The organism is Pseudomonas sp. SA195, from assembly GCF_054131565.1.
The window spans coordinates 826,658-851,764 of record NZ_CP096392.1; the positions used below are offsets into that span (position 1 = coordinate 826,658).

23 protein-coding genes and 1 pseudogene are annotated in these 25,107 nt (G+C 63.9%); 8 read left to right on the top strand and 16 right to left on the bottom strand.

Translation table 11 applies throughout. The features are described from left to right. Positions 1–76: 76 nt before the first annotated feature. Positions 77–595 carry a hypothetical protein gene (locus tag M1D78_RS03735; RefSeq protein ID WP_437422593.1) on the top strand — a complete coding sequence of 173 codons (519 nt, stop codon included), beginning with the start codon at positions 77–79 and terminating at the stop codon, positions 593–595. Beyond that, on the top strand, positions 592–960 hold the full coding sequence (locus M1D78_RS03740; RefSeq protein WP_437422594.1) for a DUF3140 domain-containing protein: 369 nt from the start codon (positions 592–594) through the stop codon (positions 958–960). Before M1D78_RS03735 ends, M1D78_RS03740 begins: the two co-directional genes overlap by 4 nt. 7 nt (positions 961–967) lie before the next feature. On the opposite strand, the gene M1D78_RS03745 is transcribed toward M1D78_RS03740, so the two are convergent. From M1D78_RS03745 to ada, 3 genes are read right to left on the bottom strand one after another with little or no spacing between them, the layout of a single operon-like run. Then, positions 968–1,747: a TatD family hydrolase gene (locus tag M1D78_RS03745; protein WP_437422595.1), complete on the bottom strand. Its 780-nt coding sequence runs from the start codon at positions 1,745–1,747 to the stop codon at positions 968–970. A gap of 32 nt (positions 1,748–1,779) precedes the next feature. Further along, a complete protein-coding gene (locus M1D78_RS03750; protein WP_437422596.1) occupies positions 1,780–2,025 on the bottom strand; it encodes a hypothetical protein in 246 nt (81 codons plus the stop codon). 50 nt (positions 2,026–2,075) lie between these two features. Beyond that, a complete protein-coding gene (gene ada / locus M1D78_RS03755) occupies positions 2,076–3,113 on the bottom strand; it encodes a bifunctional DNA-binding transcriptional regulator/O6-methylguanine-DNA methyltransferase Ada (RefSeq protein ID WP_437422597.1) in 1,038 nt (345 codons plus the stop codon). Positions 3,114–3,270: 157 nt separating this feature from the next. Here ada and M1D78_RS03760 point away from each other — a divergent pair, with 157 nt between their 5' ends. Then, positions 3,271–4,161 carry a PA4780 family RIO1-like protein kinase gene (locus M1D78_RS03760; protein WP_437422598.1) on the top strand — a complete coding sequence of 297 codons (891 nt, stop codon included), beginning with the start codon at positions 3,271–3,273 and terminating at the stop codon, positions 4,159–4,161. A gap of 259 nt (positions 4,162–4,420) precedes the next feature. On the opposite strand, the gene M1D78_RS03765 is transcribed toward M1D78_RS03760, so the two are convergent. Genes M1D78_RS03765 through M1D78_RS03775 form a run of 3 tightly spaced genes read right to left on the bottom strand, consistent with a single transcriptional unit; the run spans position 4,421 to position 10,039 of the window. Continuing rightward, positions 4,421–5,899 carry an efflux transporter outer membrane subunit gene (locus M1D78_RS03765; protein ID WP_437422599.1) on the bottom strand — a complete coding sequence of 493 codons (1,479 nt, stop codon included), beginning with the start codon at positions 5,897–5,899 and terminating at the stop codon, positions 4,421–4,423. Further along, on the bottom strand, positions 5,896–8,952 hold the full coding sequence (locus tag M1D78_RS03770; protein WP_437422600.1) for an efflux RND transporter permease subunit: 3,057 nt from the start codon (positions 8,950–8,952) through the stop codon (positions 5,896–5,898). The genes M1D78_RS03765 and M1D78_RS03770 overlap by 4 nt, the downstream gene beginning before the upstream one ends. Before the next feature lie 4 nt (positions 8,953–8,956). Further along, positions 8,957–10,039 (bottom strand): efflux RND transporter periplasmic adaptor subunit, encoded by a 1,083-nt coding sequence (locus tag M1D78_RS03775; RefSeq protein WP_437422601.1) that lies wholly within the window; start codon positions 10,037–10,039, stop codon positions 8,957–8,959. Positions 10,040–10,248: 209 nt separating this feature from the next. Here M1D78_RS03775 and bfr point away from each other — a divergent pair, with 209 nt between their 5' ends. Continuing rightward, positions 10,249–10,716 carry a bacterioferritin gene (gene bfr, locus M1D78_RS03780; RefSeq protein ID WP_437422602.1) on the top strand — a complete coding sequence of 156 codons (468 nt, stop codon included), beginning with the start codon at positions 10,249–10,251 and terminating at the stop codon, positions 10,714–10,716. A gap of 56 nt (positions 10,717–10,772) precedes the next feature. Here the strand turns inward: bfr and M1D78_RS03785 are convergent, their stop codons facing one another. The 5 genes and pseudogenes from M1D78_RS03785 to M1D78_RS03805 form a co-directional block, all read right to left on the bottom strand. Then, the gene (locus M1D78_RS03785; protein WP_457933574.1) at positions 10,773–11,636 is read right to left on the bottom strand and encodes a methyl-accepting chemotaxis protein; all 864 of its coding nucleotides are present in this window, start codon (positions 11,634–11,636) and stop codon (positions 10,773–10,775) included. A 39-nt stretch (positions 11,637–11,675) separates the two neighbouring features. Beyond that, positions 11,676–12,695 (bottom strand): annotated as a pseudogene (locus M1D78_RS03790) (methyl-accepting chemotaxis protein); the annotation flags it as partial. 223 nt (positions 12,696–12,918) lie between these two features. Beyond that, positions 12,919–14,475 carry a malate dehydrogenase (quinone) gene (gene mqo / locus M1D78_RS03795; protein ID WP_437422604.1) on the bottom strand — a complete coding sequence of 519 codons (1,557 nt, stop codon included), beginning with the start codon at positions 14,473–14,475 and terminating at the stop codon, positions 12,919–12,921. Between the two features lie 300 nt (positions 14,476–14,775). Further along, complete coding sequence (cueR, locus tag M1D78_RS03800) at positions 14,776–15,189, bottom strand: Cu(I)-responsive transcriptional regulator (protein ID WP_437422605.1); 414 nt, start codon at positions 15,187–15,189, stop codon at positions 14,776–14,778. Positions 15,190–15,201: 12 nt separating this feature from the next. Beyond that, entirely contained in the window at positions 15,202–17,634 is a 2,433-nt protein-coding gene (locus M1D78_RS03805; protein ID WP_437422606.1) for a heavy metal translocating P-type ATPase, read from the bottom strand. Between the two features lie 153 nt (positions 17,635–17,787). Here M1D78_RS03805 and M1D78_RS03810 point away from each other — a divergent pair, with 153 nt between their 5' ends. Next, a complete protein-coding gene (locus tag M1D78_RS03810; RefSeq protein WP_437422607.1) occupies positions 17,788–17,979 on the top strand; it encodes a heavy-metal-associated domain-containing protein in 192 nt (63 codons plus the stop codon). A gap of 40 nt (positions 17,980–18,019) precedes the next feature. On the opposite strand, the gene M1D78_RS03815 is transcribed toward M1D78_RS03810, so the two are convergent. After that, positions 18,020–18,661, bottom strand: coding sequence for a TetR family transcriptional regulator (locus M1D78_RS03815; RefSeq protein WP_437422608.1), 642 nt, complete (start codon positions 18,659–18,661; stop codon positions 18,020–18,022). A gap of 207 nt (positions 18,662–18,868) precedes the next feature. On the opposite strand from M1D78_RS03815, the gene M1D78_RS03820 reads away from it, so the two are divergent. Beyond that, positions 18,869–20,068 (top strand): multidrug effflux MFS transporter, encoded by a 1,200-nt coding sequence (locus tag M1D78_RS03820; protein ID WP_437422609.1) that lies wholly within the window; start codon positions 18,869–18,871, stop codon positions 20,066–20,068. 3 nt (positions 20,069–20,071) lie between these two features. On the opposite strand, the gene M1D78_RS03825 is transcribed toward M1D78_RS03820, so the two are convergent. Next, entirely contained in the window at positions 20,072–21,082 is a 1,011-nt protein-coding gene (locus tag M1D78_RS03825) for a zinc-binding alcohol dehydrogenase family protein (protein WP_437422610.1), read from the bottom strand. A 100-nt stretch (positions 21,083–21,182) separates the two neighbouring features. Here M1D78_RS03825 and M1D78_RS03830 point away from each other — a divergent pair, with 100 nt between their 5' ends. Beyond that, complete coding sequence (locus M1D78_RS03830) at positions 21,183–22,100, top strand: LysR family transcriptional regulator (RefSeq protein WP_437422611.1); 918 nt, start codon at positions 21,183–21,185, stop codon at positions 22,098–22,100. A gap of 4 nt (positions 22,101–22,104) precedes the next feature. Here the strand turns inward: M1D78_RS03830 and M1D78_RS03835 are convergent, their stop codons facing one another. The 3 genes from M1D78_RS03835 to M1D78_RS03845 all read right to left on the bottom strand — a co-directional run bounded on the left by M1D78_RS03835 (position 22,105) and on the right by M1D78_RS03845 (position 24,562). Continuing rightward, positions 22,105–23,055, bottom strand: a complete 951-nt coding sequence (locus M1D78_RS03835) for an adenosine deaminase (RefSeq protein WP_437422612.1) — start codon at positions 23,053–23,055, stop codon at positions 22,105–22,107. Positions 23,056–23,547: 492 nt separating this feature from the next. Beyond that, on the bottom strand, positions 23,548–23,841 hold the full coding sequence (locus M1D78_RS03840; RefSeq protein WP_437422613.1) for a hypothetical protein: 294 nt from the start codon (positions 23,839–23,841) through the stop codon (positions 23,548–23,550). 130 nt (positions 23,842–23,971) lie between these two features. Beyond that, positions 23,972–24,562, bottom strand: coding sequence for an IMPACT family protein (locus tag M1D78_RS03845; protein WP_437422614.1), 591 nt, complete (start codon positions 24,560–24,562; stop codon positions 23,972–23,974). A gap of 188 nt (positions 24,563–24,750) precedes the next feature. Between M1D78_RS03845 and M1D78_RS03850 the strand changes: the two genes are divergently transcribed. Further along, positions 24,751–25,080 carry a four-helix bundle copper-binding protein gene (locus M1D78_RS03850; RefSeq protein WP_437422615.1) on the top strand — a complete coding sequence of 110 codons (330 nt, stop codon included), beginning with the start codon at positions 24,751–24,753 and terminating at the stop codon, positions 25,078–25,080. Positions 25,081–25,107 lie beyond the last annotated feature (27 nt).

Sequence of the window (25,107 nt, forward strand, 5' to 3'; positions counted from 1 at the left end):
GGCCATTCATCAGGCGCCTGGAACGGCGCCGCACGCCTCCGGGTCTGCCGAACAGGCAGCAACCCGGGAGCCGTTCATGGCCAGTACCGCGAAAAAGACCGACCCTGCCCTGTGGGACGAGGTCAAGCAATCCGTCACCGCTGGCGACAAGGGCGGCAAGGCCGGCCAGTGGTCGGCGCGCAAGGCGCAGTACGCCGTGCAGGAGTACAAGAAGCGCGGCGGTGGTTACGAAGGCCGCAAGACCCCGGACAACCATCTGCGCGAGTGGACGCGGGAGGACTGGGGCACTGCGTCGGGCAAGCCCTCCGGCGAGACGGGCGAGCGCTACCTGCCCAAGCATGCGCGTGAGTCGTTGAGCGATAAGGAGTACGCCCGCACCACGCGCAAGAAACGCGCGGACTCACGACGTGGTCACCAACATTCGCCTCAGCCTGAGGACGTCGCCCGCAAGGCCGGCCGCGAGCGCGAACCGGCGCTCAGCGGGCTGAACAAGACCGAGCTGATGCGCCGCGCCGCCCAGCATGACATTCGCGGCCGCTCGACGATGAAGAAGGATGAACTGGTCGCGGCCCTGCAACGCGAGGGGGAACGATGAGCGCATCGAACGAGCAGGCCCACCGCGAAACCCGTGAGGAATTCCAGCGGGTCGTGAACATGACGCCCTCGGCGTTGCGCCGCTGGCTCGACAGTGACCAGAGCCGCAGCGTCGGCATGACAGCCGAGGGTGAGAAAGTCTCCTCGCCCTCCGATGGCGAGGCCGTGGGGCACCACATGGGCGAGCGCATCCTTGAGCTCAAGGGCATCCGCCAGGCTGATCTGTCCGAGGATGACTACCAGGCGATGCGCAAGGTCATCGGCTATGTGCATCGGCACCTGGCGCAGCGGCCCAGGGGTGAGGTGCGCGATAGCCGCTGGCGCCAATCCCTGATGAACTGGGGCCACGACCCGCTCGAAGACTGAGCCGCCTCTACGCCCAGCCGAACAACTCGCAACTGTTGCGATAGCTCGCTTCGGCCAGCTCTTCGGGGCTGATGCCGCGCAGTTCGGCCAGCTCGCGGCAGATGTCAGGCAGAAATTCCGGGCTATTGCGCTCGCCAGCGTGGCTGTGCGGCGTAATGTCCGGGGCGTCGGTTTCCAGCACGATGCTGTCGAGCGGCAGTTGTTTCAGGACGCGGTGCATGCGGTGCGCCTGCGGCCAGGTGCCGGCGCCGCCGAGGCCGAGCTTGTAGCCCAGCCGGATGTATTCCCGCGCTTCCTCCCAGCTGCCGCTAAAGGCGTGCGCGATGCCGGTGCGCTTGAGCTTGTGCCGCTTGAGCGTGGCGATCATCGCCGCATGGGCGCGACGCACATGGAGCAGCACCGGCAGTTCGAACGCGTCGGCCAGTTCGAGTTGCGCCTCGAGTAGCGCCTGCTGACGTTCCTTGGCCGGGTCTTCGATGTAGTAGTCCAACCCGATTTCGCCGATGGCGCAGAGCTTGTCGGTGCCGCGCAGGCGTTGCAGCCAGTCACGCAATTCGTCGATGTGCTCTGGCCGGTGGTCGTGCAGAAACACCGGATGCAGGCCGAGCGCGGCGTAGACGGCGGGCTCGTTGCACGCCATCTGCCAGACACGCTCCCAATTGGCCTGATGCACACCTAGCACCAGGATGCGCTCGACGCCGACCGCCTGGCAGCGCGCGATGACGGCCTGCCGGTCATGGTCGAACGGGTCGAAATCGAGGTGTGTGTGGGTGTCGATCAGGGGCACTGCAGGGTCTCCGGAGGTTCAAGGGCCTGAGCTCAAGGGGTCTGGTCTTCCTCGATCTGAATGTCGCTCACACCCAGTTCGGCCATGCGGCTGTGCTCGCTTTCTCGCTCTGGGATTTCCCAGGGTGCGTCGACAGCAGCGCGCGGTTCGGGCACATGATGCAGCAGGATTTCCAGCTCGGCCTGCTCCATGTTGGGTGCTTCGAACGAGCTGAGCGTCAGCGAGGTCGGGTTGCCGTTGATCAGGTAATGAATGCGGTAGCGTTTGAGTTCGGTCATGTCGGCTCTCGGATCGTCGGGCTGTGTAGCATCCGACCGCCAATTCCTGCTCAGGCTCCCGGTTTGTCTTGCTCCGAATCGAGCAAGGCGGCCTTGCGTGCGACGCCCCATCGGTAACCGGTTAGCGCCTGGTTCGCGCCCACCACCCGATGGCAGGGAACGAGCAGGCCGATCGGATTGCTGGCGCAGGCGCGGGCGACTGCGCGGGGATGGGTGCCGAGGCGCTCGGCCAGCTCACCGTAGCGCCGGGTTTCGCCCGGCGGAATGTCGCGCAGCGCCTGCCAGACACGCTGCTGAAAGGCACTGCCGCGAAGGTCGAGCGGCAGCCTGGCGGCGCGTTCGGGTTCTTCGAGCTGGGCGATTACCGCCTCAAGCCAGGCACCCAGGCCCTGATCGTCGCGGACCAGTTCGGCTGCCGCGAAGCGGGACCGCAGTTCTGCGAGCAATTCGCTGTCGTGATCACCAAACAGCAATGCGCAGATGCCGCGGGTACTCGCGGCGATCGCCAGCAACCCCAATGGACATGTGCCGATGGCGTAGCGCAGCACCTCGCCCGAGGCCATCCGCCGGCGTTGCGCCGGGCTCAGCGCGGCGCTGTGCTGATAGGCGCCGCGGGTGCTGCCGAAGCCGGCCTCTAGCGCGGCGTCGAGTACCGAGTCGGCGCCGGCCAAGCCGGCCTCCAGCCGTGCCTGCCGGCGGGCCGCTGACCACGCACGCGGCGTCATCCCGGTGCGCGCCTTGAAGGCCCGGGCCAGATGGGAAGGGGATAGGCCGATGCGCGCGGCCAGTTGCGCGAGCGGCAAGGCTCCGTCCTGTTCATCGAGCAGCCGGCAGGCCGCGACGACCAGCTCGTCCATTTGCTCGGCCGGGCTCTGCCCGTGCGGCGAACAACGTTTGCAGGGCCGGTAGCCAGCGGCTTCTGCCTCACGGGTGCCGGTAAAAAAGCTCACCCCGTCGCGGCGCGGTCGGCGCGCCGGGCAACTGGGGCGGCAGTAGATACGGGTCGAATGCACGGCAAAGACGAACTGCCCGTCGAACGTTTCGTCTCGGTCGCACAAGGCTTGCCAGCAGCGGTCCGGGTCGAACATGACGATGCTCCTGTGGTGGCTGAGCGGATTGTCCGCCCTGCGTGCGCTCACGCCAATCCGAAGCGCGCTTTCAAACTGCATGGGTGGCATGGTAGCCCGCCGACGATTGCCGTAACCTGCAGGCCTGCACAGGCAACGAAGGGTCCGTGAGCCGCTGATGAAAACGCCAAAACGACTCGAGCCGTTGGTCGAGGATGGGCTGATTGACGAAGTGCTTCGCCCGCTGATGAGCGGAAAGGAAGCGGCAGTCTATGTGGTGCGGTGCGGCGATGAGCTGCGATGCGCCAAGGTCTACAAGGAAGCCAACAACCGCAGCTTCCGCCAGGCCGTCAAATACCAGGAAGGCCGCAAAGTGCGCAGCAGCCGCGACGCGCGCGCCATGGCCAAAGGCACCAAGCACGGGCGCAAGGAGCGAGAAGAGCATTGGCAGAACGCTGAAGTCGCGGCCCTTTATCGCTTGGCTCAAGCTGGCGTGCGCGTGCCCAAGCCGTACGATTTCCTCGACGGTGTGCTTCTGATGGAAATGGTCAACGACGGGCACGGCGATGCTGCGCCGCGTCTCAACGACGTCGACCTGCACCCAGACGACGCACGCGAGTTCCACGCCTTCATGATCGGTGAGGTCGTGAAGATGCTCTGCGCGGGATTGGTGCATGGCGACCTGTCCGAATTCAACGTACTGCTCGACGAGCAAGGCCCGGTGATCATCGACCTGCCTCAGGCGGTGGATGCGGCCGGCAACAACCATGCGTTCGAGATGCTCGAGCGCGACGTCGGCAACATGGCTGCCTACTTCGGCCGCTTCGCGCCGGAGCTGCGGTACACGCGCTACGCCAAGGAAATGTGGGCGCTGTATGAAGAGGGCAAATTGACCCCCGAAACAGTGCTGACCGGCGAATTCGCCGAACCGGAGGACGTAGCCGATCTGGACGCCGTGATGCGCGAGATCAAGGCCGCCCTGGCTGAACAGGCGCGCAAGGAGGCGGCTCGGGATGCGGTCGATCAACCGGGGGACGAAGCGCCTGAGCCGCCGTGGATGAAGGGCTGAGCGGGGCCGATTCGCGGCGATTAGACCAGGGCGCTGCGGCGGTCCTGCGGCTTCGGCAAGGTCTTCGCCTGGCGCAGCGGCGTTCACCAGCAAGACAGTGACGCGCGAGGCGCGGCGTAACCTGTCGGTTCGGCTGACGAAGCGCCGCGCCTGCTCCACGGGTTTGGCGTTCAGCTAGCCGTGCAGGTTGTCTGGCAGGGCGGCGCCAATAGTCATCCCGTTGGCTTTGGCGCCAGGCGCGATTCGGACGGGCAGGCCGCTACTCCGGCGCGCCGGAAGCCGCCCTCTTGACCGGTCCATCCCCCTCGACTTGCCACCCGCCGCCCAGCGCCACGAACAACGCGACCTGTGCAGTCGCCAACGCAGTGCGGCCCTGCAAGGTCTGTTGCCGGGCCTGTAGCGAGCCACGCTGAGCGTCCAGCACCTCGTTGAGGTTGGCTTCGCCCAGCCGGTAGCTCTTCTGCGCCAGTGTGTAGGCCGCTTCGCGGTGTCGCAGCGTCGTGCGCAGCGCGTCCAGCCGGCGCTGTTGCCCGTCGATACGAACCAGCGAACGCTCGACCTCCTCCAGCGCCTCGGCCAGGGCCTGCTGAAAGTTGAGGTAAGCGCCTTCGCCCTCGACATCCGCGAGATCGATGGCTGCGCCGCGCCGACGGTAGTCAAGAAACGGCAGGCCGAAGGTCGCGCCGAGGCGGGCAAAATTCGATGCGCTGGAGATGGCGTCACCCAGCGCCAGGCCCGAGCGCCCCACTGCGGCCTGCACGGCGAGGGTGGGGAACAGATCTCGGCGCGCGGCGAGCGATTGCAATTGAGCGGCCTCAAGCTGCGCGGCTTCGGCGATCAGATCCGGCCGCCGTCGGAGCAGGTCCAGCGGCTGGCCCGACGGGATGGGACGCTCGGCCAGCGGGACCTGTGCTGTCGTGGCGAGCCCGCGCGCGGTGCTGCCGGGCGGTTCGGCCAGCAGGGTGTCCAATGCCAGGCGCGCCTCGGCGAGATTGATGTCCAGATCCTGGAGGTCGGCTTGCAACGACGCCCGTTCGGCGGCGCTGGCTTCCACGTCCAGACGGGTGACCTCACCGGCGTCGAACAGCCGGCTGGCGATACGCTCAAGCTCCTGGGCGAGTTCGATGCCTTCGACCAGCAAGGCACGCTGACCCTCCAGAGCGCGCAACTGGACGTAGCCCTGCGCGGCATTGGACGCGACCGCCAGCCGTGCGGCTATCGCCTGGGCTTGTGCGGACCTGATCTGCTGACGCGCACTGTCCGTTCGTGCCCGGGTGGCGCCAAAAATGTCCAGCTCCCAACTGGCCTGCAGCGCCAACTCCCAGTTGTCGAAGGTGATCCAGTCATCCTCCGGGATGAATTGCCCGATCGGGCTGTTCGGGTCCGGCTCGTTGTCGTTCTCGATCCACTGGCGGCTGGCCGATCCCGGCAGGTCGAGGGTCGGAAACAGGCCGGCGCGTGCCTGGCGAAGCTGTGCGCGTGCGCTGTCGACGCGCAACATGGCCTGGCGGATGTCACGGTTCTGCTCGAGTGCTTGGCGTACCACGCGCGTCAGGGCCGGATCCTCGAACTGCCGCCACCAGCTGGCAAGCGCTTCGGTATCGGCCGGTTGTTCGCGCACCGCATGAAACCAGGCATCAGGCACTTCGGGATCAGGGCGGTCGGGCACGCTGGAGCAAGCTGCCAGCATCAGCGCGAACACCCCGGCGAGCGGCTTGAGAGGCAGTCGGCCCGTCATCGGGTTTCCTCCGGTTTGACGCGCATGAACAGCAGGTACAGGCACGGCACCGCCAGTAGGGTGAGCAGGGTGGCGAAGCCCAGCCCGCCCATGATGGTCACGGCCATGTTGGCGAAAAAAGGATCGAACAGCAGCGGGACCATGCCCAGCACCGTGGTGCCGGCCGCCATCATCACCGGCCGCAGGCGCGAGGCCGAGGCTTCGATGATGGCGGTCAGGCGTGGCACTTCGTCGGCGATCTGCCGATCGATTTCATCCACCAGCACCACGGCATTCTTGATCAGCATGCCGGTCAGGCTGAGCAGACCGAGCAGGGCCATGAAGCCGAACGGCTGGCCCGTGACCAACAGCCCCACGGTAACGCCGCACAGCGCCATGGGGACGACCAGCCAAATCATTAGCGGTTGCCGCACCTTCGCAAACAGCAGCACGGTGACCAGGACCATCGCGAGGTAGGGCACGGCGAGGGTTGCGGCCAGCGCCGCCTGCGCATCGGAAGACTGCTCATGGTCGCCACCCCATTCCAGCGAGTAGCCCGGAGGCAGTTCGATGCCCTCGATCAATGGGCGAATCCGCTGAAAGGCTTCGTTGGTATTTTCGCCATCACGTGGCTCGGCGCGGATGGCGATGGTGCGCTCACGGCCGTGGCGGCGGATCACCGCATCCTCGGTGGTCACCTCGACGCCGTCGGCGACCTGCGCTAGCGGCACGTAGCGATTCGTGGCCGGGCTCCAGATCCGGCGCTGCATCAGGTCGCCAGGCTCGGCGCGATCCTCCTCACTGGCGCGCAGCAGGATCGGAATCAGCTCATCGCGCTCGCGATACACGCTGACACGCTGCCCCTCGCTGGCCACTGCCAGGGCGCGCGCGACCGCCTGGCGTGTCAGTCCGGCATCGGCCAGGCGATCCAGGTCCAGCTTGGGCCGCAGCACCGGCACGGGTGCTCGCCAATCGTCACGGATGTTGAAGACGTGGCCCTGTTCGTGAAGCAGGCGTTGCCCTTCGGCCGAGAGGGCGCGCAGCTGATTGAGGTCTGGCCCGCTGATTCGCGCTTCCAGCTTGGCTTCGGCGTTGGGGCCGAACATGAATTGCGCAGCGCTGACGTCTGCCGAGGGATAGCGGGTCGGCAGCGTCTGGTTGACCTCCCGCACCAGGTCCGCGATCACGCCCGGTTCTTTGGTGCGCACCAGGAAATGCATCAGCGACGGGTTCGGCTGCTCTGGCGCGTAGGTGAGCATGAAGCGAGAGGCACCGGCACCCACGAATGTCGACACGTCCGTCACGCCTTCGAGGCCGTGCAGGTAGCTCTCGACGTCTTCGGCCGTGCGGCTGGTGTCGCGGATATGGGTGCCCTGCGGAAGGAACAGGTTGACGTAGAAGATCGGCGTGCTGGACGGTGGGAAGAAGCTCTGCGGCACCCGGCCGAAGCCCAGCACACTGAGCACCGTGAAGATCACCAGCACCGCGACGGTCAGCCAGGGGCGCGCCAGCACCCGGCCGGCGATGCGCCGGTAATGGTCATAGATCGGACCGCTGTAGGCGTCGTCGGCGCTGTCCTCTTCGCGCTGCCCGTCGTCCTTGCGTTCAAGCAGATAATGGCCGAACAGCGGCACGACCAGCAGCGCCAGCAACCAGCTCAGCAGCAGCGAGGTGGCAATGACGAAGAACAGCGAAAACAGGAATTCGCCAGTGGTGTCCTGTGACAGCCCGATACCGGCGAAGGCGAGTATGCCGATGATGGTGGCGCCCAGCAGCGACCACTGCGTCTGCTGCAGCGTCTTGCGCGAGGCGTCGAGAATGCTGCGGCCGCGCTGTTTCTCGATCAGCATGCCGTCGCAGACCACTACCGCGTTGTCCACCAGCATGCCCATGGCGATGATCAGCGCACCGAGCGAAATGCGTTCGAGCTCGATACCGGCGAGCCACATGATCAGCAAGGTGCCGAGCACTGTGAGAAAAAGCACCGCGCCAATGATGATCCCGGCGCGCAGGCCCATCGCCACGCACAGCACGCCTACCACGATGGCGACCGAGAGAAAGACGTTCAGTGCAAAGCTGTTGACCGACTCGTCGACGATGCTGTGCTGCTGGTACAGCGGGTGCAGTTCCGCCCCGAGCGGCATGCGCGGCTGCATCGAAGCCAGCTGTGCCTCGACGCTCTTGCCGACTTCGACGATGTTGCTGCCCGACACGCCGCTGATACCCAGCGTCAGCGCTGGCGCGCCATTGTGCCGGATGAGCTGGCGCGGCCGCTCGGCGTAATCCCGGCGAATGTCTGCGATAGAGCCGAGGTCGACGCTCGACTGCCCTTGGCCCACGGGCAGAGCGCGCAATGCATCGAGCGAATCGAATGCGCCGGTCGGGCGGATGGTCACGAAATATTCGCCGGCACGCACGCCGCCAGCATCGACGGCCGCGTCGGCATCGCCCAACGCCGCGATGAACTCCTCGGGTGAGAGCCGCAAGGCTGCAAGCCTAGCCTGGTCAACCTCCACCAGAATGCGTTCCTCGCGCACACCGGCGATTTCCACCTGGCCAACACCATTGGCGGTGATCAGGCCTCGACGCAAGTCCTTCGCAACGTCGTGCAGCTCCTGCATCGTCAGGCCGTCGCCGGTCAGCGCAAAGAAGATGCCGTAAACATCACCGAAGTCGTCATTGACCAGCGGAGGGTCGATACCTGGCGGCAGCTCTTGTTGAGCGTCGCTGACCTTGTTGCGCAACTTGTCCCAGATCTGGTCCAGCTCGTCGCCGGCATAACTATCCTGAATCTCGACGCGGATCTCGGCCTGGCCGATCATCGAGCGCGAGCGGATTTCCTTGACCTCGGCCAGCTCCTGGATTGCCGTTTCCAGTGGCTCGGTCACCTCCTGCTCAACCTCAAGTGCGGTCGCGCCGGGATACTGAACCGTGACGATGGCTTCCTTGATGGTGAACTCTGGATCTTCGAGCCGCCCCATTTCGAAGTAGGCGAGCACGCCTCCTACCAGGCAGATGAGCACCAGCAGCCAGATATTGACCGGTTTGCAAATAGCGTAGCGAGCTAGATCCATCGGTTCAGTTCCGCCGCTCGGCCTTGACGGGCTGATCCTCGGACAGCTTGCTGCCGCCGGCGACGATTACCTCGAGGTCATGTTCCAGCTCGCCGCTGATGATCGCCTGGTCGCTCTCGATGCGCTCAAGCCGGACGTCGCGCCGGTGCGCATGGCCATCCTTTGCTACCCAGATGAAATGGCGATCGTTAGGCGCCGTTTGCACGGCCGTGAGTGGCACATGGAAACGCGGCGGCCCGTCAGGTTCGGGCGCAACAGGGCGTTGCAGCCTGACGCGCATCGCCATACCGGGCAGCAGGTTGTAGTCGGCTGGCGGCTGGCCGCGCAGGACGAGCCGATAGGTCCGCGAGCCCTCACGGGGCTGGGTGCTGTGTTCCTTGTAGCGCAGCGGCAGTGTCACGTCGGCGATCACCAGTTCGCCTTCGGCTTCCAGCGCCTCGTTCAGTGGAATGCTCAGCGCCGCAGTTTCCGGAAGGTCGACACCTACCTCGATGTGCTGATTGTTCTGCAGTTCGATGATCGGCGTGCCGGTGCTGACCACCATGTCAGGCTCGGCCAGGCGCCGCGCGACGACGCCGTCGAAGGGGGCGGTCAGCGTCGTATGGCCGACGTCGCGCTGGGCACTGTCGCGGGCCACGCGCGCTGCCACTACGTTGGCCTGCAACGGTTCGATTGCAGCGGGTGCAAGAATGCCTTCGGCCAGCAGGGCGCGCTTGCGGGTCAGGTCCGCTTCGAGCTGGCGCAGCCGTGCAGTGGCTTCGCGCAGTTGCAGTTCGTAGTCGGTGCGATCGAGCTGTGCCAACGGCTGGCCGGCCTCGACCCGCGTGCCCTCGTCCACGAGGATGCGTTCGATACGCCCGGCAACCTGGAACGCCAGTTGCGTGGTGGTCACGCTTTCCACCACGCCGGGGAAGCGCAACGCCTCAGGTGCAGGGTCTACGGGTTTTAGCGGCTCGACGATAGCGATGCGCGGCGGAACTTCGGCAGGCTCTTCGTCTTCCGAACAGCCACTGAGCACCAAGGGCGCACAGGCCAGCGCAAGCCAGCACAGGGGATGTAGAAGGCTTCTGGGCTGTAGCGATGGCATCCGGACTCCTGCGCTGACTGAGCGGGCTCGATACCGGGCCGAGCCGGTACGACAGACTTAGTAGAGCGCCGGTCTAGCCCGGGAGTTCGCGGCGAATACGCATGACCGGCTGGTCAGTGCTGCCTGCGGCAAATCGACGGCACTTGGCGGTGGGTGGTTTGGGCGTATCATGGCCCGGCGTAACCCAGTCAGTGCCGGAGAGAGTCGCTATGCAAGGTCAGCCACAAGTCATCGAATATTTGAAAGAACTGCTGCGCGGGGAGTTGGCTGCTCGAGACCAATATTTCCTGCACTCACGCATGTACGCTGACTGGGGATTCACCAAGCTGTACGAGCGGATCAACCACGAGATGGAAGAGGAAACCGAGCACGCCGACGCCCTGCTCAAGCGCATCCTGTTCCTTGAAGGCACCCCGGACATGACGCCCGAACCGATGCATCCAGGCCATACGGTGCCCGATATGCTGCGCAGCGACCTGGCATTGGAATACAAGGTGCGCGAAGCCCTGGCCAAGGGCATCACCCTGGCGGAGCAGCACGGCGACTACCAGACGCGTGAAATTCTGGAACTTCAATTGCTGGATACCGAAGAAGACCACGCTTATTGGCTGGAACAGCAACTGGCGATGATCGACCGCATCGGCCTGCAGAATTACCTGCAATCCCAGGCAAGCTAACCAGATACAAAAAGGCCAGGCGCGATGCCTGGCCTTCATGGTTTCGGCGACAGCAATCAGATCCGGAAACGGCTCACCATTGCCTGCAGCTGAGTACCCAGGCGTGCAAGCTCAACGCTTGATGCAGCGGTTTCCTCGCTGGCTGCCGCGGCCTGCTCAGACAGATCCCGCACATTCACCACGCTTCGGCTGATTTCTTCGGCAACTGCGCTCTGCTCTTCAGCAGCCGTGGCGATCTGCTGATTCATAGCCTGGATGTTCGATACCGTGCTGGTGATGCGCGCCAACGATGTGCCGGCGCGGCGAGTCAATTCGACACTGCTTTCTGTGAGGTTGCGGCTGTTCCGCATGATTGCCGAGACCTGCTGAGTCCCGCCCTGCAAGGCACTGATCAGCCCTTCGATCTCCTCGGTGGATTTCTGCGTGCGCTGAGCCAGCCCGCGGACTTCGTCTGCGACCACGGCAAATCCGCGACCAGCTTCGCCAGCACGGGCTGCCTCGATGGCGGCGTTGAGCGCCAGCAGATTGGTCTGTTCAGCCACTGCCCGGATCACATTCATCACGCTGCCAATCTTGTCGCTGTCGCTTTGCAGAACTGTCATCGCGTCGGAAGAACGGACCACTTCGCCCGCCATGCGCTCGATCTGCGCGACCACTTCAGCGACGACGCGATCACCTTCGCGTGCTTCCTCATCTGCTTCAGTCGCGGCTTGCGCGGCCTGCTCGGCGTTGCGCGCCACTTCTTGAACAGTAGCCGACATCTCGTGCATCGCGGTGGCGACCTGGTCGGTTTCTTCTTTCTGGCTATTCACACCCGCGCTGGTCTGCGTGGTGACCGCCGAAAGCTCCTCGGCTGCACTGCTGATCTGGCTGACGCCGTCCCGGATGCCGCCAATCAATTCGCGCAGCGTAGTGCCCATCTGCTGGATGCCTTGCTGCAGAACGCCCAACTCGTCGCGTCGAGTGATCTTGGCTGCTGCGGTCAGGTCGCCGGAGGCGATGCGATCCACATCGGCCATGGTGGTGCGCAGCGGAAGTATGATCTGACGGGTGATCAGCCAGGCCGCAAGGATGCCAAGCAGCAACGCCAGGGCGGTGCTGATGACCAGACGATTGCGCGCTTCGCCACTTTCGATCTCCATGCGATCCAGCTGGAACTGGTATAGCTCGTCGCTGATACGCACGATTTCCTTTTGCTGGTCGGTCATCTCCTGGCGCGTCCTGGCAATCGCCTGGGTGGCGGTGACCAGCGCTTCGATAGCCGTGCGGTATTGACCCAGCTCCGTGCGGATCTGGTTGACGGTATCGCGGTTGCCTGCATCGAGCAGGTTGCCGTATTGGCCGAGCGTCGCCACGGCAGCATCGAGCTGGCTGTAGACGGCTTTTATGTTTTCCGGGCTGGCGGAGGCCAGGTAGATGCGCAGCAAGTACTGGGCCTGCTTTATCTCTTCACGGATACGTGTGATGGCCTGGAACTGCTCAAAGCGGCTCTCGTCGTATTCGGACAGCTGCAAGACGCGGCCATTGATAGCGCTCGTCAGCTCGCTCAGCTTTAACACGGCGGCGTCGATGGTCTGCTGCGCGTTGTTGGCGACGCCATAGGCCGCCCGCATGCCGCCAAGCGAGTGCTGATATTGCTTGTTGTAATCGGCCTGCTCCTTGAGCATGGCGACGTTGATAGGGTTCTTGAAGGTGCCGAGCAGCTTGGTCTGCTGGTCCAGATAGATGCCCAAATTCTTCTCTAGGCGCTCGGTCGACTCGGTATCGCCGTTGGCGAGCATGAACTGCAGGCGCGCAATGCGCAGCCCTGTCAGCGTGTTGTTCAGATGAGATATCTCGGTCATCCAGCCGCTGCGCTGGATAACGCTGCCAAGGCTGCCCCAGCCGTTCCAGGCGAGGATCAGGGTCAGTACCAGAACAGCGCCAAAGCCCAAGGACAGCTTGCGGCTGACGCCAATGTTGCCAAACCAGTTGTTCATTCAGATACCACTTGAAAAGGACGATCGTGAGGGCTGAGACGGTCCGTCGTCAGCTAGAAGCGCCGAGCTATCGGCGGCGACATCATCGTTTTTAATGCGCTAATAATATGGCGCCATAAACACGACGGATGATTGAAGGCTTTACGACGCGGGGCCCGAGGTTTCGAGTCACAGAAAAACCCGCCGAAACGGGTTTTTCAGACAATGGGTAGCTGAATACCTGTCAGTTGCTGATCGGAGCTAGCTGAAGTCGTTCGCTGGTTATGGCTCGAACCTGCGCGGTCAATGCCGCATCGTCATTCAGCGATTGATCGTAGGCCGGGAAAATATTCATCAGCTTCGTCTGCCATTGCGGTGACGAAACCTGTTCTTTGAAGTTGGCTTTCAGCAGCTTCAGCATGATCGGGGCGGCAGTGGACGCACCTGGTGAGGCGCCCAGCAGCGCGGCGATGGAACCGTCCGCCGAACTAACGATTTCAGTGCCGAACTGCAGCACGCCGCCTTTCTCCGGGTCGTTCTTGATGATCTGGACGCGCTGCCCCGCAGTGATCAGCTCCCAATCCGTGGCATCGGCCTCGGGAAAGTATTCCTTCAGTTCTGCGATGCGGTCTTCCTGGCTCAGCATCAACTGGCCGATCAGATACTGGCTCAGATCGAGATTATCCAGGCCGGCCTGCACCATCGGCAGCGCGTTATCGGTGCTCATGGAGCCGGGTAGATCCATCAATGAGCCGTTCTTCAGGAACTTACTCGAGAAAGTGGCGAAGGGTCCGAACAGCAACACTTTTTCACCGTCGATGACGCGGGTGTCCAGATGCGGAACCGACATCGGCGGCGAGCCGACCGAGGCCAGGCCGTACACCTTGGCCTGATGCTGCGCGACGACGTCCTGGTTGCGGGTCATCAGAAACTGACCGCCCACCGGGAAGCCGGCGTAGCCCTTCGCTTCAGGAATGTCGGCCATCTGCAGCAATTTGAGAGCGCCGCCGCCTGCACCGATAAAGACGAAACGCGCCTTGACGCTGGTCGTCGCTTCGCCGTCAGCAAGATTGGTCGAGACCACTGTCCAGGTTCCGTCCTCGTTGCGCGTGATGTCACGCACTTCATGCTCCAGCTGCAGCTTGACCTGCTTGCTCTCGCCTAGCGCTGCGAACAACTGACGGGTGATCTCACCAAAGTTGACGTCGGTCCCGATGGGCATACGGGTCGCCGCTACAGCCTGGCTCTCGCTGCGGCCGTTCATGATCAGCGGCGCCCATTCGCCGATCTGCTGGGGTTGTTCGGAATATTCCATGCCCTGGAACAGGGGGCTTTGTTGCAGCGCGGCGTGGCGCTTGCGCAGGAACTCAATGTTGTCATCGCCCCAGACGAAGCTCATGTGCGGGACTGCGTTAATGAACCGACGCGGCTCCTGGAGCACGCCGCGCTCGACTTGGTGCGCCCAGAACTGCTTGGAGATTTCGAAAGACTCGGCAATGGCCACCGCCTTGCTGATGTCGATGCTGCCGTCGGCTTTCTCTGGTGTGTAGTTCAGCTCGCAAAAGGCCGAGTGGCCGGTACCTGCGTTGTTCCAGGCATTGGAGCTTTCGTCAGCAACGTTGGGCAGGCGCTCATGGACTTCGATGGTCCAGTTCGGCTCCAGCTCGTGCAAGTAGGCCGCAAGGGTTGCGCTCATGATGCCGCCGCCGATCATCAGGACGTCGACGGTTTTTTCTGGTTCGTTTGGCTTGGAGCAGGCCATCAGTGCGAAGCACATGAAAGCCAGGGTCAGTTTTTTCATCGGTGGTTCTGTTTGCCTGGTAAGGGTTTTTACGGATACGCGTCAGTCGCCCGATGAGCCGCGTGACCACGGCAAGCGGGAGCATCGATTCATACGAGCAAAATGTGCGTAGGGGAGGCCTGAGGCCAGAGTGCAAGGCGGCTGAGCCGTTACCGAACTTAAGCGCGGCGTAAGGTCAGAGGCACAAGCGTTGCCACCGCCATTGCGAGGGGCGCGGAGTTTATTAGGGAGCTAAGCATAGGGCAATGGCAATCGCTCAGCTTCATTGATGGCAGCCGGTCTCAAAGCTGCAAGTGATCGCTATTTCGGGCCGGAGCGCAAACAGCAGCCGGATTCCAGATCCTTGAGAATCGGGCAGTCCGGGCGGTCGTCGCCGTGGCAGCTGTCGACCAGCTCCTGCAGGGTGTCGCGCAAACCGATCAACTCGGTGATTTTGCGGTTCAATTCCTCGATGTGCGTGCCGGCCAGCGCCTTTACATCGGCGCTTGCGCGGTGACGGTCCTGCCAGAGGGTGAGCAGCCTGCTGACCTCGTCCAACGAGAAGCCCATGTCGCGTGAGCGCTTGATGAAGGCGAGCCGGTGCAGGTCTTCTTCGCCGTAGTGGCGGTAGCCGTTGGCGCTGCGCCCGGCGGGTGAGATGAGGTCGATCGATTCGTAGTAGCGAATCATCTTCGCGGACAGCCCGCTTTTTTTTGCGGCTTGGCCAATGTTCATGCCGGCTCCCATCTAGCTGTTGCCTGTTTGCACGTCAGCGGCTTGCCTTGGTTTTTCCGGTTCGTCTTGTGGTTTCCAGCGCTTGAGCAGCAGCGCGTTGCTGACCACGCTAACGCTCGACAGTGCCATGGCCGCCCCGGCCACTACGGGGCTCAGAAAACCGAGGGCCGCAAGCGGAATGCCCACCAGATTGTAGATAAAAGCCCAGAACAGGTTCTGCTGGATCTTGCGATAGGTGCGGCGGCTGATTTCCAGCGCCGCCGGCACCAGGCGTGGATCGCCACGCATCAGGGTAATGCCCGCTGCATGCATCGCCACGTCGGTGCCGCCGCCCATGGCAATACCGACGTCCGCCGCAGCCAATGCGGGCGCATCATTGATACCGTCGCCGACCATGGCGACCACCGCGCCGCCTTTCTTCAGGTCGGCAACCGTGGCGGCCTTGTCTGCGGGCAGCACCTCGGCGTGCACGCTGTCGATGTGCAGCGCTTCGGCGACAACCCGCGCGCTGCCGCGGTTGTCGCCGGTGATCAGGTGGCTGCGGATCTGGCGCGCATTCAGGCGAGCCACGGCATCCGACGCGCCCTCTTTGAGCGTATCCCCGAAGGCGATCAGCCCGAGCACGCGCGGTTGCGGCGCCGTTTCGATCAGCCATGACAGGGTGCGGCCTTCAGCCTCCCATTCACGTGCGCGGTCCGCCACGTCGCCCGGCTCTAGCCCGTTGTCTTCGAGCAGGCGGCGATTACCCAGCGCTAGCGCGTGTCCATCGACCTCGCCGGCAATGCCGCGACCGGTCAACGACTGACTGCGCGTCACCTCCGGTGGCATCAGGCCATGCTCGTCGCAGCGCGCCAGCACCGCGCGGGCCAAAGGATGTTCGCTGCCGCGTTGCAACGCGCCGGCCTGTCGCAGCAGCGTTGATTCGTCGCCATCGATTGCGTGCAGGTGGACGATACGTGGCGTGCCCGAGGTGAGGGTGCCCGTCTTGTCGAAAGCTACAGCCGTGACAGCGTGAGCAACTTCCAGAGCCTCGGCGTCCTTGATCAGGATGCCGTACCGCGCCGCGACGCCGGTGCCGGCCATGATCGCCGCGGGTGTCGCCAAGCCCAGCGCGCAGGGGCAAGCGATGACCAGCACCGCGACCGCGTTGATCAGCGCGACGTCTACCGCTGCCCCGGCCAGCAGCCAGCCGATCAACGTCAGCACGGCGATGACGAGCACCGCCGGGACGAAGACCTGGCTGACCTTGTCCACCAGCTTTTGGATCGGCGCCTTGGCCGCCTGCGCGTCCTCGACCAGGCGGATGATGCGCGCCAGTACCGTCTCACCGCCGAGCGCCGTGGTGCGCACCAGCATGCGTCCCTCGCCGTTGATCGCACCGCCGGTGACCGGGTCGCCGGGCGCCTTGGGGACCGGCAGGCTTTCACCACTGATCAGCGCTTCGTCGGCCTGGCTTTCGCCTTCGACCACCTCGCCATCGACCGGAATTCGCTCGCCCGGCTTGACCAGCACCAGGTCGCCCAGGCGCAGCGAGGAGAGGGCGACCGTTTCTTCGCGGCCTTCGATCACGCGCACGGCGCGGTCCGGGCGGAGCGCCTCGAGCGCGCGGATGGCGGCGCTGGTCTGGCGCTTGGCGCGGCTCTCCAGGTACTTGCCGAGCAGGACCAGCGCGATGACCACGGCCGAGGCTTCGAAATACAGGTGCGGCATCTGCCCGGCCGGCGCCGCCCACCATTGGTAGAGGCTCAGGCCGTAGCCGGCACTGGTGCCAATCGCCACCAGCAGATCCATGTTCCCGGCGCCGGCCCGTACCGCCTTCCAGCCAGCCACGTAGAAGCGTGCGCCCAGAATGAATTGCACAGGCGTGGCGAGCAGGAACTGCACCCAGGGCGGCAGCATCCAGTGCAGGCCCAGCAAGTCGCCAAACATCGGTACGACCAGCGGTGCCGCCAGGAGCAGCGCAGCGATCACCGCCAACCGCTCGCGTCGCATGCGCTGCTCGTTGTCCGGCACCGCCGTCGGCTGCGCGTCGTCCAGTGCGTGCGCTTTGTAGCCAGCCGCTTCGACGGCCTGGAGCAGCACCGCCGGTTCCACGGTGCTCAATACCTCGACCCGGGCTCGCTCACTGGCGAGGTTCACCGCTGCGCTCCGCACGCCGGGCACCTTGAGCAGGGCGCGCTCGGCTCGGCCGACGCAGCTGGCGCAGGTCATCCCCTCGATGGCCAGTTCCAAGCTCTGCACCGGCACGCCGTAGCCGGCCTTTTCCACAGCTTGGATGAGGCTGGCCAGGTCGGCTTCGTGCGATTCGACCCTCACCTGTTCGGCGGCGAGGTTGACCACTGCGCCACCGACGCCGGGCATCTTGAGCAGCGCCCGTTCCACACGGCCGGCGCAGCTGGCGCAGGTCATGCCGGTAATGGGCAAGGTATAGGAGGTGCCGGACATGAAGGGATCTCCGAATGGCCTGTCGTCGGTGATGATCAACCTTTACCTCGTGGCAAGGTCAAGTCCAGCAGCGGATTGCCGCAGGGCGAGGGTTGACCTTGCTGCTGTGGCAAGCTTCAGCCTGTAGCGAATCATCGAGACGGAGGCTTCACCATGCGGACATTCCAAGTAACCGGTATGACTTGTGCTCATTGCGAGCGTGCCGTGACCCAGGCGATCCAGGCGCGGGAGCCTGGTGCGGTGGTACGCGTGGATCTTGAGCGAGGCCAAGTCGAGGTGCAGGGCGAGTTGAGCGATCAGGCCATTCGTGAAGCCATCGAGGCGGAGGGGTATCAGCTCGGTTGACCAGCGGCGGCCGTTGCGGCCGCCGTTGGCATCGACGTGATCAGGCCGGGGCGGGAGCGGTCTCCAGATCGTCCCAGTCCCGTACGAGACCGCGGAATACCGGGTCGACGAGGGCAGCGGCATCGGTCTGCGGATCGAACAGGGTTTGGTCGCGGGTCCAGTCGCTGAACAGGCCGACGATCAGCGCATGGATGGTTCGCGCGGCCAGGCGCGGCGTTACACCGGGGCGCAAGGTGCTGCCGGCGCATTCCAGAAGCTTTTCGCACAGTTCGATGAACTGGTTGATGAACGCGTGATGGCGCTCTTCGGCCTCGCGCAGCTCTTCGGTGAATTCGCATCGGTGCAGCAGAATGGTCATCACGCGGCGTTTTTGTTCGTCGCGGCCCAGGGAGCCGATGCCTTCAAGGCACAAGTCGCGCAGCGCCTTGAGCGGCTGCTGCTGGGTGCAACTGCAGAGGCGCTCGGCCATCTGCTCTGGCGGCAGGCGGACCTGGTTGAGCATTTCGTGAAACAGATGGGCCTTGTTCTGGAAATGCCAGTACACGGCGCCACGCGTGACACCGGCGTCACGCGCAATCTGATCGAGGCTGGTGTGCGCCACTCCCTTGTCGAGGAACAGCCGCTCGGCTGATTCGAGCAGCGCTACACGGGTTTTTTCGGCGTCTTCTTTGGTTCTTCGCATGTCTGGATATGGCAGCTCGAAGCTGAGTCAAAAGGCCCTGACGGGCGGGCAGCGCGGAGTTCATCCCTCAACTTCTGCAACTTTGCTTGTTTACAATCGTCTTTGTATGTAACAGCATCCGGGCTTTCCTGTAAACGTTCGATCCGTCGCCGCGACGCCCACTCGCCGCGGAATCGGTCCTTTTTTCGCTTCGCGAGTCGTTCCCCAATGCCCCTTCCGATCCTTTTGATGCTGGGCGCGCTCAGCGCCTTCGGCCCGTTGGCCATCGATTTCTACCTGCCGGCCTTTCCGGCGATGGCGCGCGCTTTTGCCACGGATGTGGAGCACGTGCAACTGTCGCTCGCGGCGTACTTCGTCGGGCTTGCGCTCGGCCAGCTGGTCTATGGGCCATTGGCCGATCGATACGGCCGGCGCTGGCCCTTGTTGGTCGGGGTCTCGCTGTTCACGCTGGCCTCGCTCGCCTGTGCGTTCGCGCCTTCGCTGGACTGGTTGATCGGCGCGCGTTTCGTCCAGGCGCTGGGCGGTTGCGCGGGTATCGTGGTGACGCGCGCCGTGGTGCGGGACAGTTGCGATCCGGTGCAAGGGGCGAAGGTCTTTTCGCAGTTGATGCTGGTGATGGGCCTGGCACCGATCCTCGCGCCCCTGGCTGGCGGCGTATTGATGAATGCCTTTGGCTGGCAGGCGATCTTCGTCTCGCTGACGATCTTCAGCGCGCTATGCGGCATTGCGGTCGCGCTGCGCTTGCCGGAAACGCTGCCGGCCGATGCGCCCAAGCTGCCGCTCGGCGGTACGCTCGGGCGTTATCTCGCCCTGTTCCGTGACCGTGAGTTCATCGCCTATGCACTGGCTGGCGGCGTGGCGATGGCTGGAATGTTTGGCTATATCGCCGGCTCGCCGTTCGTCTTCATCGAACTCTATGGAGTGCCCGCTGAACATTACGGTTGGCTGTTCGGCAGTAATGCGGCGGGGTTCATCGTTGTTTCGCAGATCAATGCGCGCTTGTTGCGCCTGCGCGGGCCAGGCTTCTGGCTGCGCCGCTTCGTCTGGTTCTATTTCGCGTGCGGCGCGATTCTGCTGGCTATCGCGCTGAGCCGGCCAGATGCGCTCTGGCCGCTGTTGATTCCCCTGTTCGCCGGCTTGGCGAGCCTTGGCAGCATTCTGCCCAACGCAACGGCATGCGCCATGGCGAGGCAGGGTCGCCAAGCCGGGTTGGCGTCGGCCCTGATGGGCAGTTTGCAGTTCTGCGTGGCGTCGCTGGCATCGGCATCGGTGGGCTGGCTGCACGACGGTAGCGCGGTGCCGATGGCGCTGGTGATCACCGTTTGCTCGCTGTTGGCGGCCTGTCTGGCCTGGTACTCAGGCCAGCACAGTTTCGCCCGGGAAGATGCCGAGGCTGCCCCTCGCTAGGGATCAGAAGCCTTCGAGCACGATCTTGCCCTTGGCCTTGCCGCTTTCGATAAAGGCATGGGCGCGGCGCAGATTGTGCGCGTTGATGGTGCCGTAGTGTTCGCCCAGGGTGGTCTTGAGCACGCCACGGTCGATCAACTCGGCTACCCGATTGAGCAGCCGGTGCTGTTCGATCATGTCCGCCGTCTGGAACATCGAGCGGGTGTACATGAACTCCCAGTGCAGCGACAAACTCTTGCGCTTGAGCAGGCTGATGTCGAGGCTCGCCGGGTCGTCGATCAGCGCCAGGCGACCTTGCGGGCGTAGCGCCTCGACGATCTGCGGCAGATGCACGTCGGTGTGCGTCAGGCTGGCGACATGGCTGACCTCGTCGATGCCGACGCGCTTGAGTTCAGCCGCCAGCGGTTCGCTGTGGTCGATCACCTCGTGAGCGCCCAGGTCGCGCACCCAGTCCCGGGTTTCGCTGCGCGAAGCCGTTCCGATCACCTGCAGCCCGGTCAACTGCCGCGCCAGCTGCGTCAGAATCGAGCCTACGCCGCCTGCCGCGCCGACGATCAGCAGGCTCTCGCTGCGTTCACTGCCTTCGGCGATTTGTAGCCGCTCGAAAAGCAATTCCCAGGCGGTGATCGAGGTCAGCGGCAACGCTGCCGCCGCGGCGAAATCCAGGCTGGCCGGCTTGCGCCCGACGATGCGCTCGTCGACCCGGTGCAGCTCGCTGTTGGCGCCGGGGCGATCCAGAGCGCCCGCATAGAACACTTCGTCGCCGGGCTTGAACAGGCTCACGTCGCTTCCCACCGCGCGCACCACACCGGCGACATCCCAGCCGAGCACCTGATGCTGGCCGGCTTCCGGCTGTACACGCATGCGGATCTTGGTGTCGACGGGGTTCACCGAAATCGCTCGGACTTCGACCAGCAGATCGCGCGGGCCGAGTACGGGCTCAGGCAGCTCGATGTCGAGCAAGGCGCGGGGATCGTCGATAGGCAAGGACTGGGTATAACCGATGGCTTTCATGGCGCTTCCTCTGGGAGTGGCGGGATGCGCCATGTTCGGCTTTCTCGTTTCGTAGAAAAACCGCATATTCAGCAGAGGCTCTTTCAACAGATTTTTGAAAATGCTACGGACCGACGACCTTCAGGTATTCGTGATGACCGCCGAGCTGGGCAGCTTGTCCGCTGCCGCTCGGCGCCTTGAGCTGTCGCCGGCGGTCGCCAGCGCTGCGCTGAAGCGGTTGGAAACAGGGCTCGGCTGCCGGCTGCTGGTGCGCTCGACGCGCAGCTTGCGCTTGACGGGCGAGGGCGAGCAGTACCTGCCGCATGCTCGGGCTGCCCTGCAAAGCCTGCGCGACGGCCAGCAATTGCTGGCGGGCGGCAAGGCCACTATCAGCGGGCTGCTGCAACTGTCGGCCCCATCGGATTTCGGGCGCAACGTATTGCTGCCTTGGCTGGACGAGTTTCAGCTGCAGCATCCCCAGCTGAGCCTGCGCGTGCTGCTTGCCGATCGTAACGCCGACCTGTTCCGGCAGCCGGTGGATATCGCGCTGCGCTACGGGCAGCCGGAGGATTCGAGCCTCGTCGCGCTGCCGGTCGCGCCTGCCAATCGCCGCGTGCTCTGTGCATCGCCTGCCTATCTGGCCGAGCGGGGCACACCGCGCGCGCTCGCCGACCTGGCCGGGCACAACTGCCTGCGCTACATGCTGGCCGGGCGGATGCACGAGCGCTGGTGTTTTCGCGATGGCCCACGCGAGCTGGTGCAGCCGGTCACGGGGGATCGCATCAGCGACGACGCGGATGTGGTGCGCCGCTGGGCGCTGGCGGGGCGGGGCGTGGTGTACAAGTCCTGGCTGGATATCGCGCAGGATGTACAGGCGGGGCGTTTGGTCGTCCTGCTACCGCAGCTGCTCGGCGAGCCGACGCCGCTGAATCTGATTTGCGCTCATCGCGCGCACCTGGGCGAAACCCTGCGGCTGCTGCGCGAGCACCTGGTCGAGCGATGCAGTGTGCTGCTCGACCAGGCGCCGTTCGCCATTTGAGCGGTCAGTTGGCCAGGCGCGCGTCCAGGCTGTTCTGCGCCAGCCGGCGCGCCTGGTCCTCGGTCATGCCGAGGCTGTCGTGCAGCGCCATGAAGTTCTCTGTCACGTAGCCGCCAAAGTAGGCCGGATCGTCAGAGTTCACCGTGACTTTCACGCCTTGCTCCAACATCTGCAGGATGTTGTGCTGGCTCATGTCATCGAACACGCAAAGCTTGGTGTTAGACAGCGGGCACACGGTGAGCGGAATCTGCTCGTCGATCAGCCGCTCGATCAGCCTGGGATCTTCAGCAGAGCGAACGCCGTGGTCGATACGGCTCACCTTGAGCAGATCCAGCGCCTGCCAGATGTATTCAGGCGGGCCTTCTTCACCGGCATGCGCAACCGCGAGGAAGCCTTCAGCACGAGCCTTGGCGAACACACGCTCGAACTTGCTCGGCGGATGACCCACTTCGGAACTGTCCAGACCAACCGCAAAGAACGCGTCGCGGAACGGCATCGCCTGGGCGAGCGTGTCGAATGCCGCTTCTTCCGGCAGGTGGCGCAGGAAGCTCAGGATCAGTCCGCTGCTGATGCCCAGCAGTTCGCGGCCGTCCGCCAGGGCTTCGCTGATGCCGCGCATCGCCACTTCGAAGGGAACGCCGCGGTCGGTGTGGGTTTGTGGATCGAAGAACGGCTCGGTGTGAACCACGTTTTGCGCTTCGCATTTCTGCAGGTAGGCCCACGTCAGGTCGTAGAAGTCCTGCTCGGTGCGCAGCACGTTGGCGCCGGCGTAATACAGGTCGAGAAATTCCTGCAGATTGCCGAAGTTATACGCGCTGCGGAGGGCGTCCACGTCATTCCACGGCAGGGCGATCTTGTTGCGCTCGGCGAGGGTGAACAGCAGTTCAGGTTCGAGGGAGCCCTCAAGATGCAAGTGGAGCTCGGCTTTTGGCAACGCATTGAGCCAGTCGTACATGGGAACCCCCGTTTGAAAAGGCGCATTTAAGCATGCGTCCGGAGCTGACCCCAAGGTCAGCCTCCGGCGGTGCCGACCTGTGTGGTCGCACCAGGCACCACTGTGCAAAAAACGAGCAAAGACGCGTAAGCGAGAACGGGCGCGGCCAAGCGGCGGAAGCCCAACGGTTATCCACACGGTTGTCCACGTAACCTGCGCATAACCGTTGTGCACCATGATGGCTATTTGAGATCGAGCCCGGAACTGCCGCTTCCTTGAAAAAATATTTGAAAAACAAAGGGTTTTGGTTGGTGAGCAGCGATATGTGACGTTTCGGTTAAAAAATGAGCAATGCTGGCGAGGCGGCGAGGTTGCTGGCTCCGGCGCAACGTTCCCAACGTTATCCACAAACTCATGCACACCAACGGTGGAAAACCCTGCGGCAATAAAAAGCCGCATCAGGCTAGCCCGATGCGGCGAATAGGAGAGGCGCACCGAAGCGGCGCGCTCCCGTCAGTTCTGCTGGGTTGGCGGCGGAGTCTGCGGCACGTTCGGCTCGACGGGTTCGCCGACGTCCGGTTCGTCATCGTCGGGCATGTCGACATCAACGTCGGGCACGGTAACGGTTTTCTCCTTGGTGCCAACGTCGACATCTGGCGTGTCTACGTCGTACTCAGGCATTTTTCCGCCCTCGACGTTGACCTCAGGCATCTCGCCTTCCTCGGTTTTTTCAACATCGCAACCGGCCATACCCAGCGTGGTGAGCAGCACGGCGCCAGGGATCAGCCACTTGTATCGACTTTTCATTTGTCTAACTCCTGTTTCGCGGGAAAACGTGTCGCTTCCAGCCATCGTCGGCGCTTCGTCGCGCGTTTCGACGGCAGTATCGCTCTTACAGGTGACTAGATCGGGCCGGCTCAGTTCCGCTACCGGCGCTTCAGCGTTCCAGCGGTTGCAGGATTGAGCGGCCGCGGCTGACATCGGCGAAGAGGTCGCGCAAGGCTTCGAATTGCGCGTGGGGCAGGGCGATGATGAGGTCGGCACCCTCAGCATCGAAGGTTTCGGATTCAATCAGCGCCTCATGGTCAGGCAGGCGCGCCTTGATTAGCGCCAGCTCGGCGAACCGGCAATGGCAGCGGCAGCGGATGCGCTCGACGAGTTCGAGCTGTTCGCCTGCCTGCAGGCATTTCGCTGTAGTACCGCCATAGGCGCGCGCCAGCCCACCGGTGCCGAGTTGAATACCGCCATACCAGCGCGTCACGACGACCACCACCTGATCGCAGGCTTGTCCCTCGATGGCAGTGAGCATGGGTCGTCCGGCAGTGCCGCCGGGCTCGCCGTCATCGCTGAATCGATAGTGATTGCCGATCTTCCAAGCCCAGCAATTGTGCGTCGCGCTCAAATCGCTTACCGCCTCAATGAACGCCTGTGCATCGTCTGGCGTAGCGATGGGGGCGGCCTGGGCCAGGAATCGGCTCTTGCGGATTACTTCCTGAAAGTCGCAGGCGCTCGTGAGTGTGAAGGGCATCGGACAGCTTCGAGTAAACAGGTGCGGACCGGCATTTTAGCGGGCCGAGCGCTGTGCGCGTCGACGCCGCTCAGCCATTTTCCTGAACTTACCTGGACGAGATTGAACACAAAAAGGGTGGGCCCATGGTTCGTTCATCTGAAGGGCCATCTGGGCGTGCTTCAAACCATCTCTTCCAGGAGGTCACAATGCTCAACTCCAAGTACCAATCCTGTATCGAGGCTTGTTCCAACTGCGCCATCGTCTGCGAGACCTGCGCCGCATCGTGCCTGCGTGAGGACGACGTAAAGATGATGGCGCGCTGCATCGAGCTCGACCGTGACTGCGCCGACCTCTGCGCGCTATCCGCCGTGCTGATGACCCGCGACAGCAAGCTCGCCAAGGAGATGTGCCGTATCTGTGCACAGATTTGCCGCGAGTGCGCAGAGGAGTGCGGGCAGCACCAGATGGACCACTGCCAAGCCTGCGCGAACGCCTGCCGCCGGTGCGCCGAAGAGTGCGAGAAGATGGCGGCCTAAAGCCGTTGCGCCGAAGCGGTGTGCAAC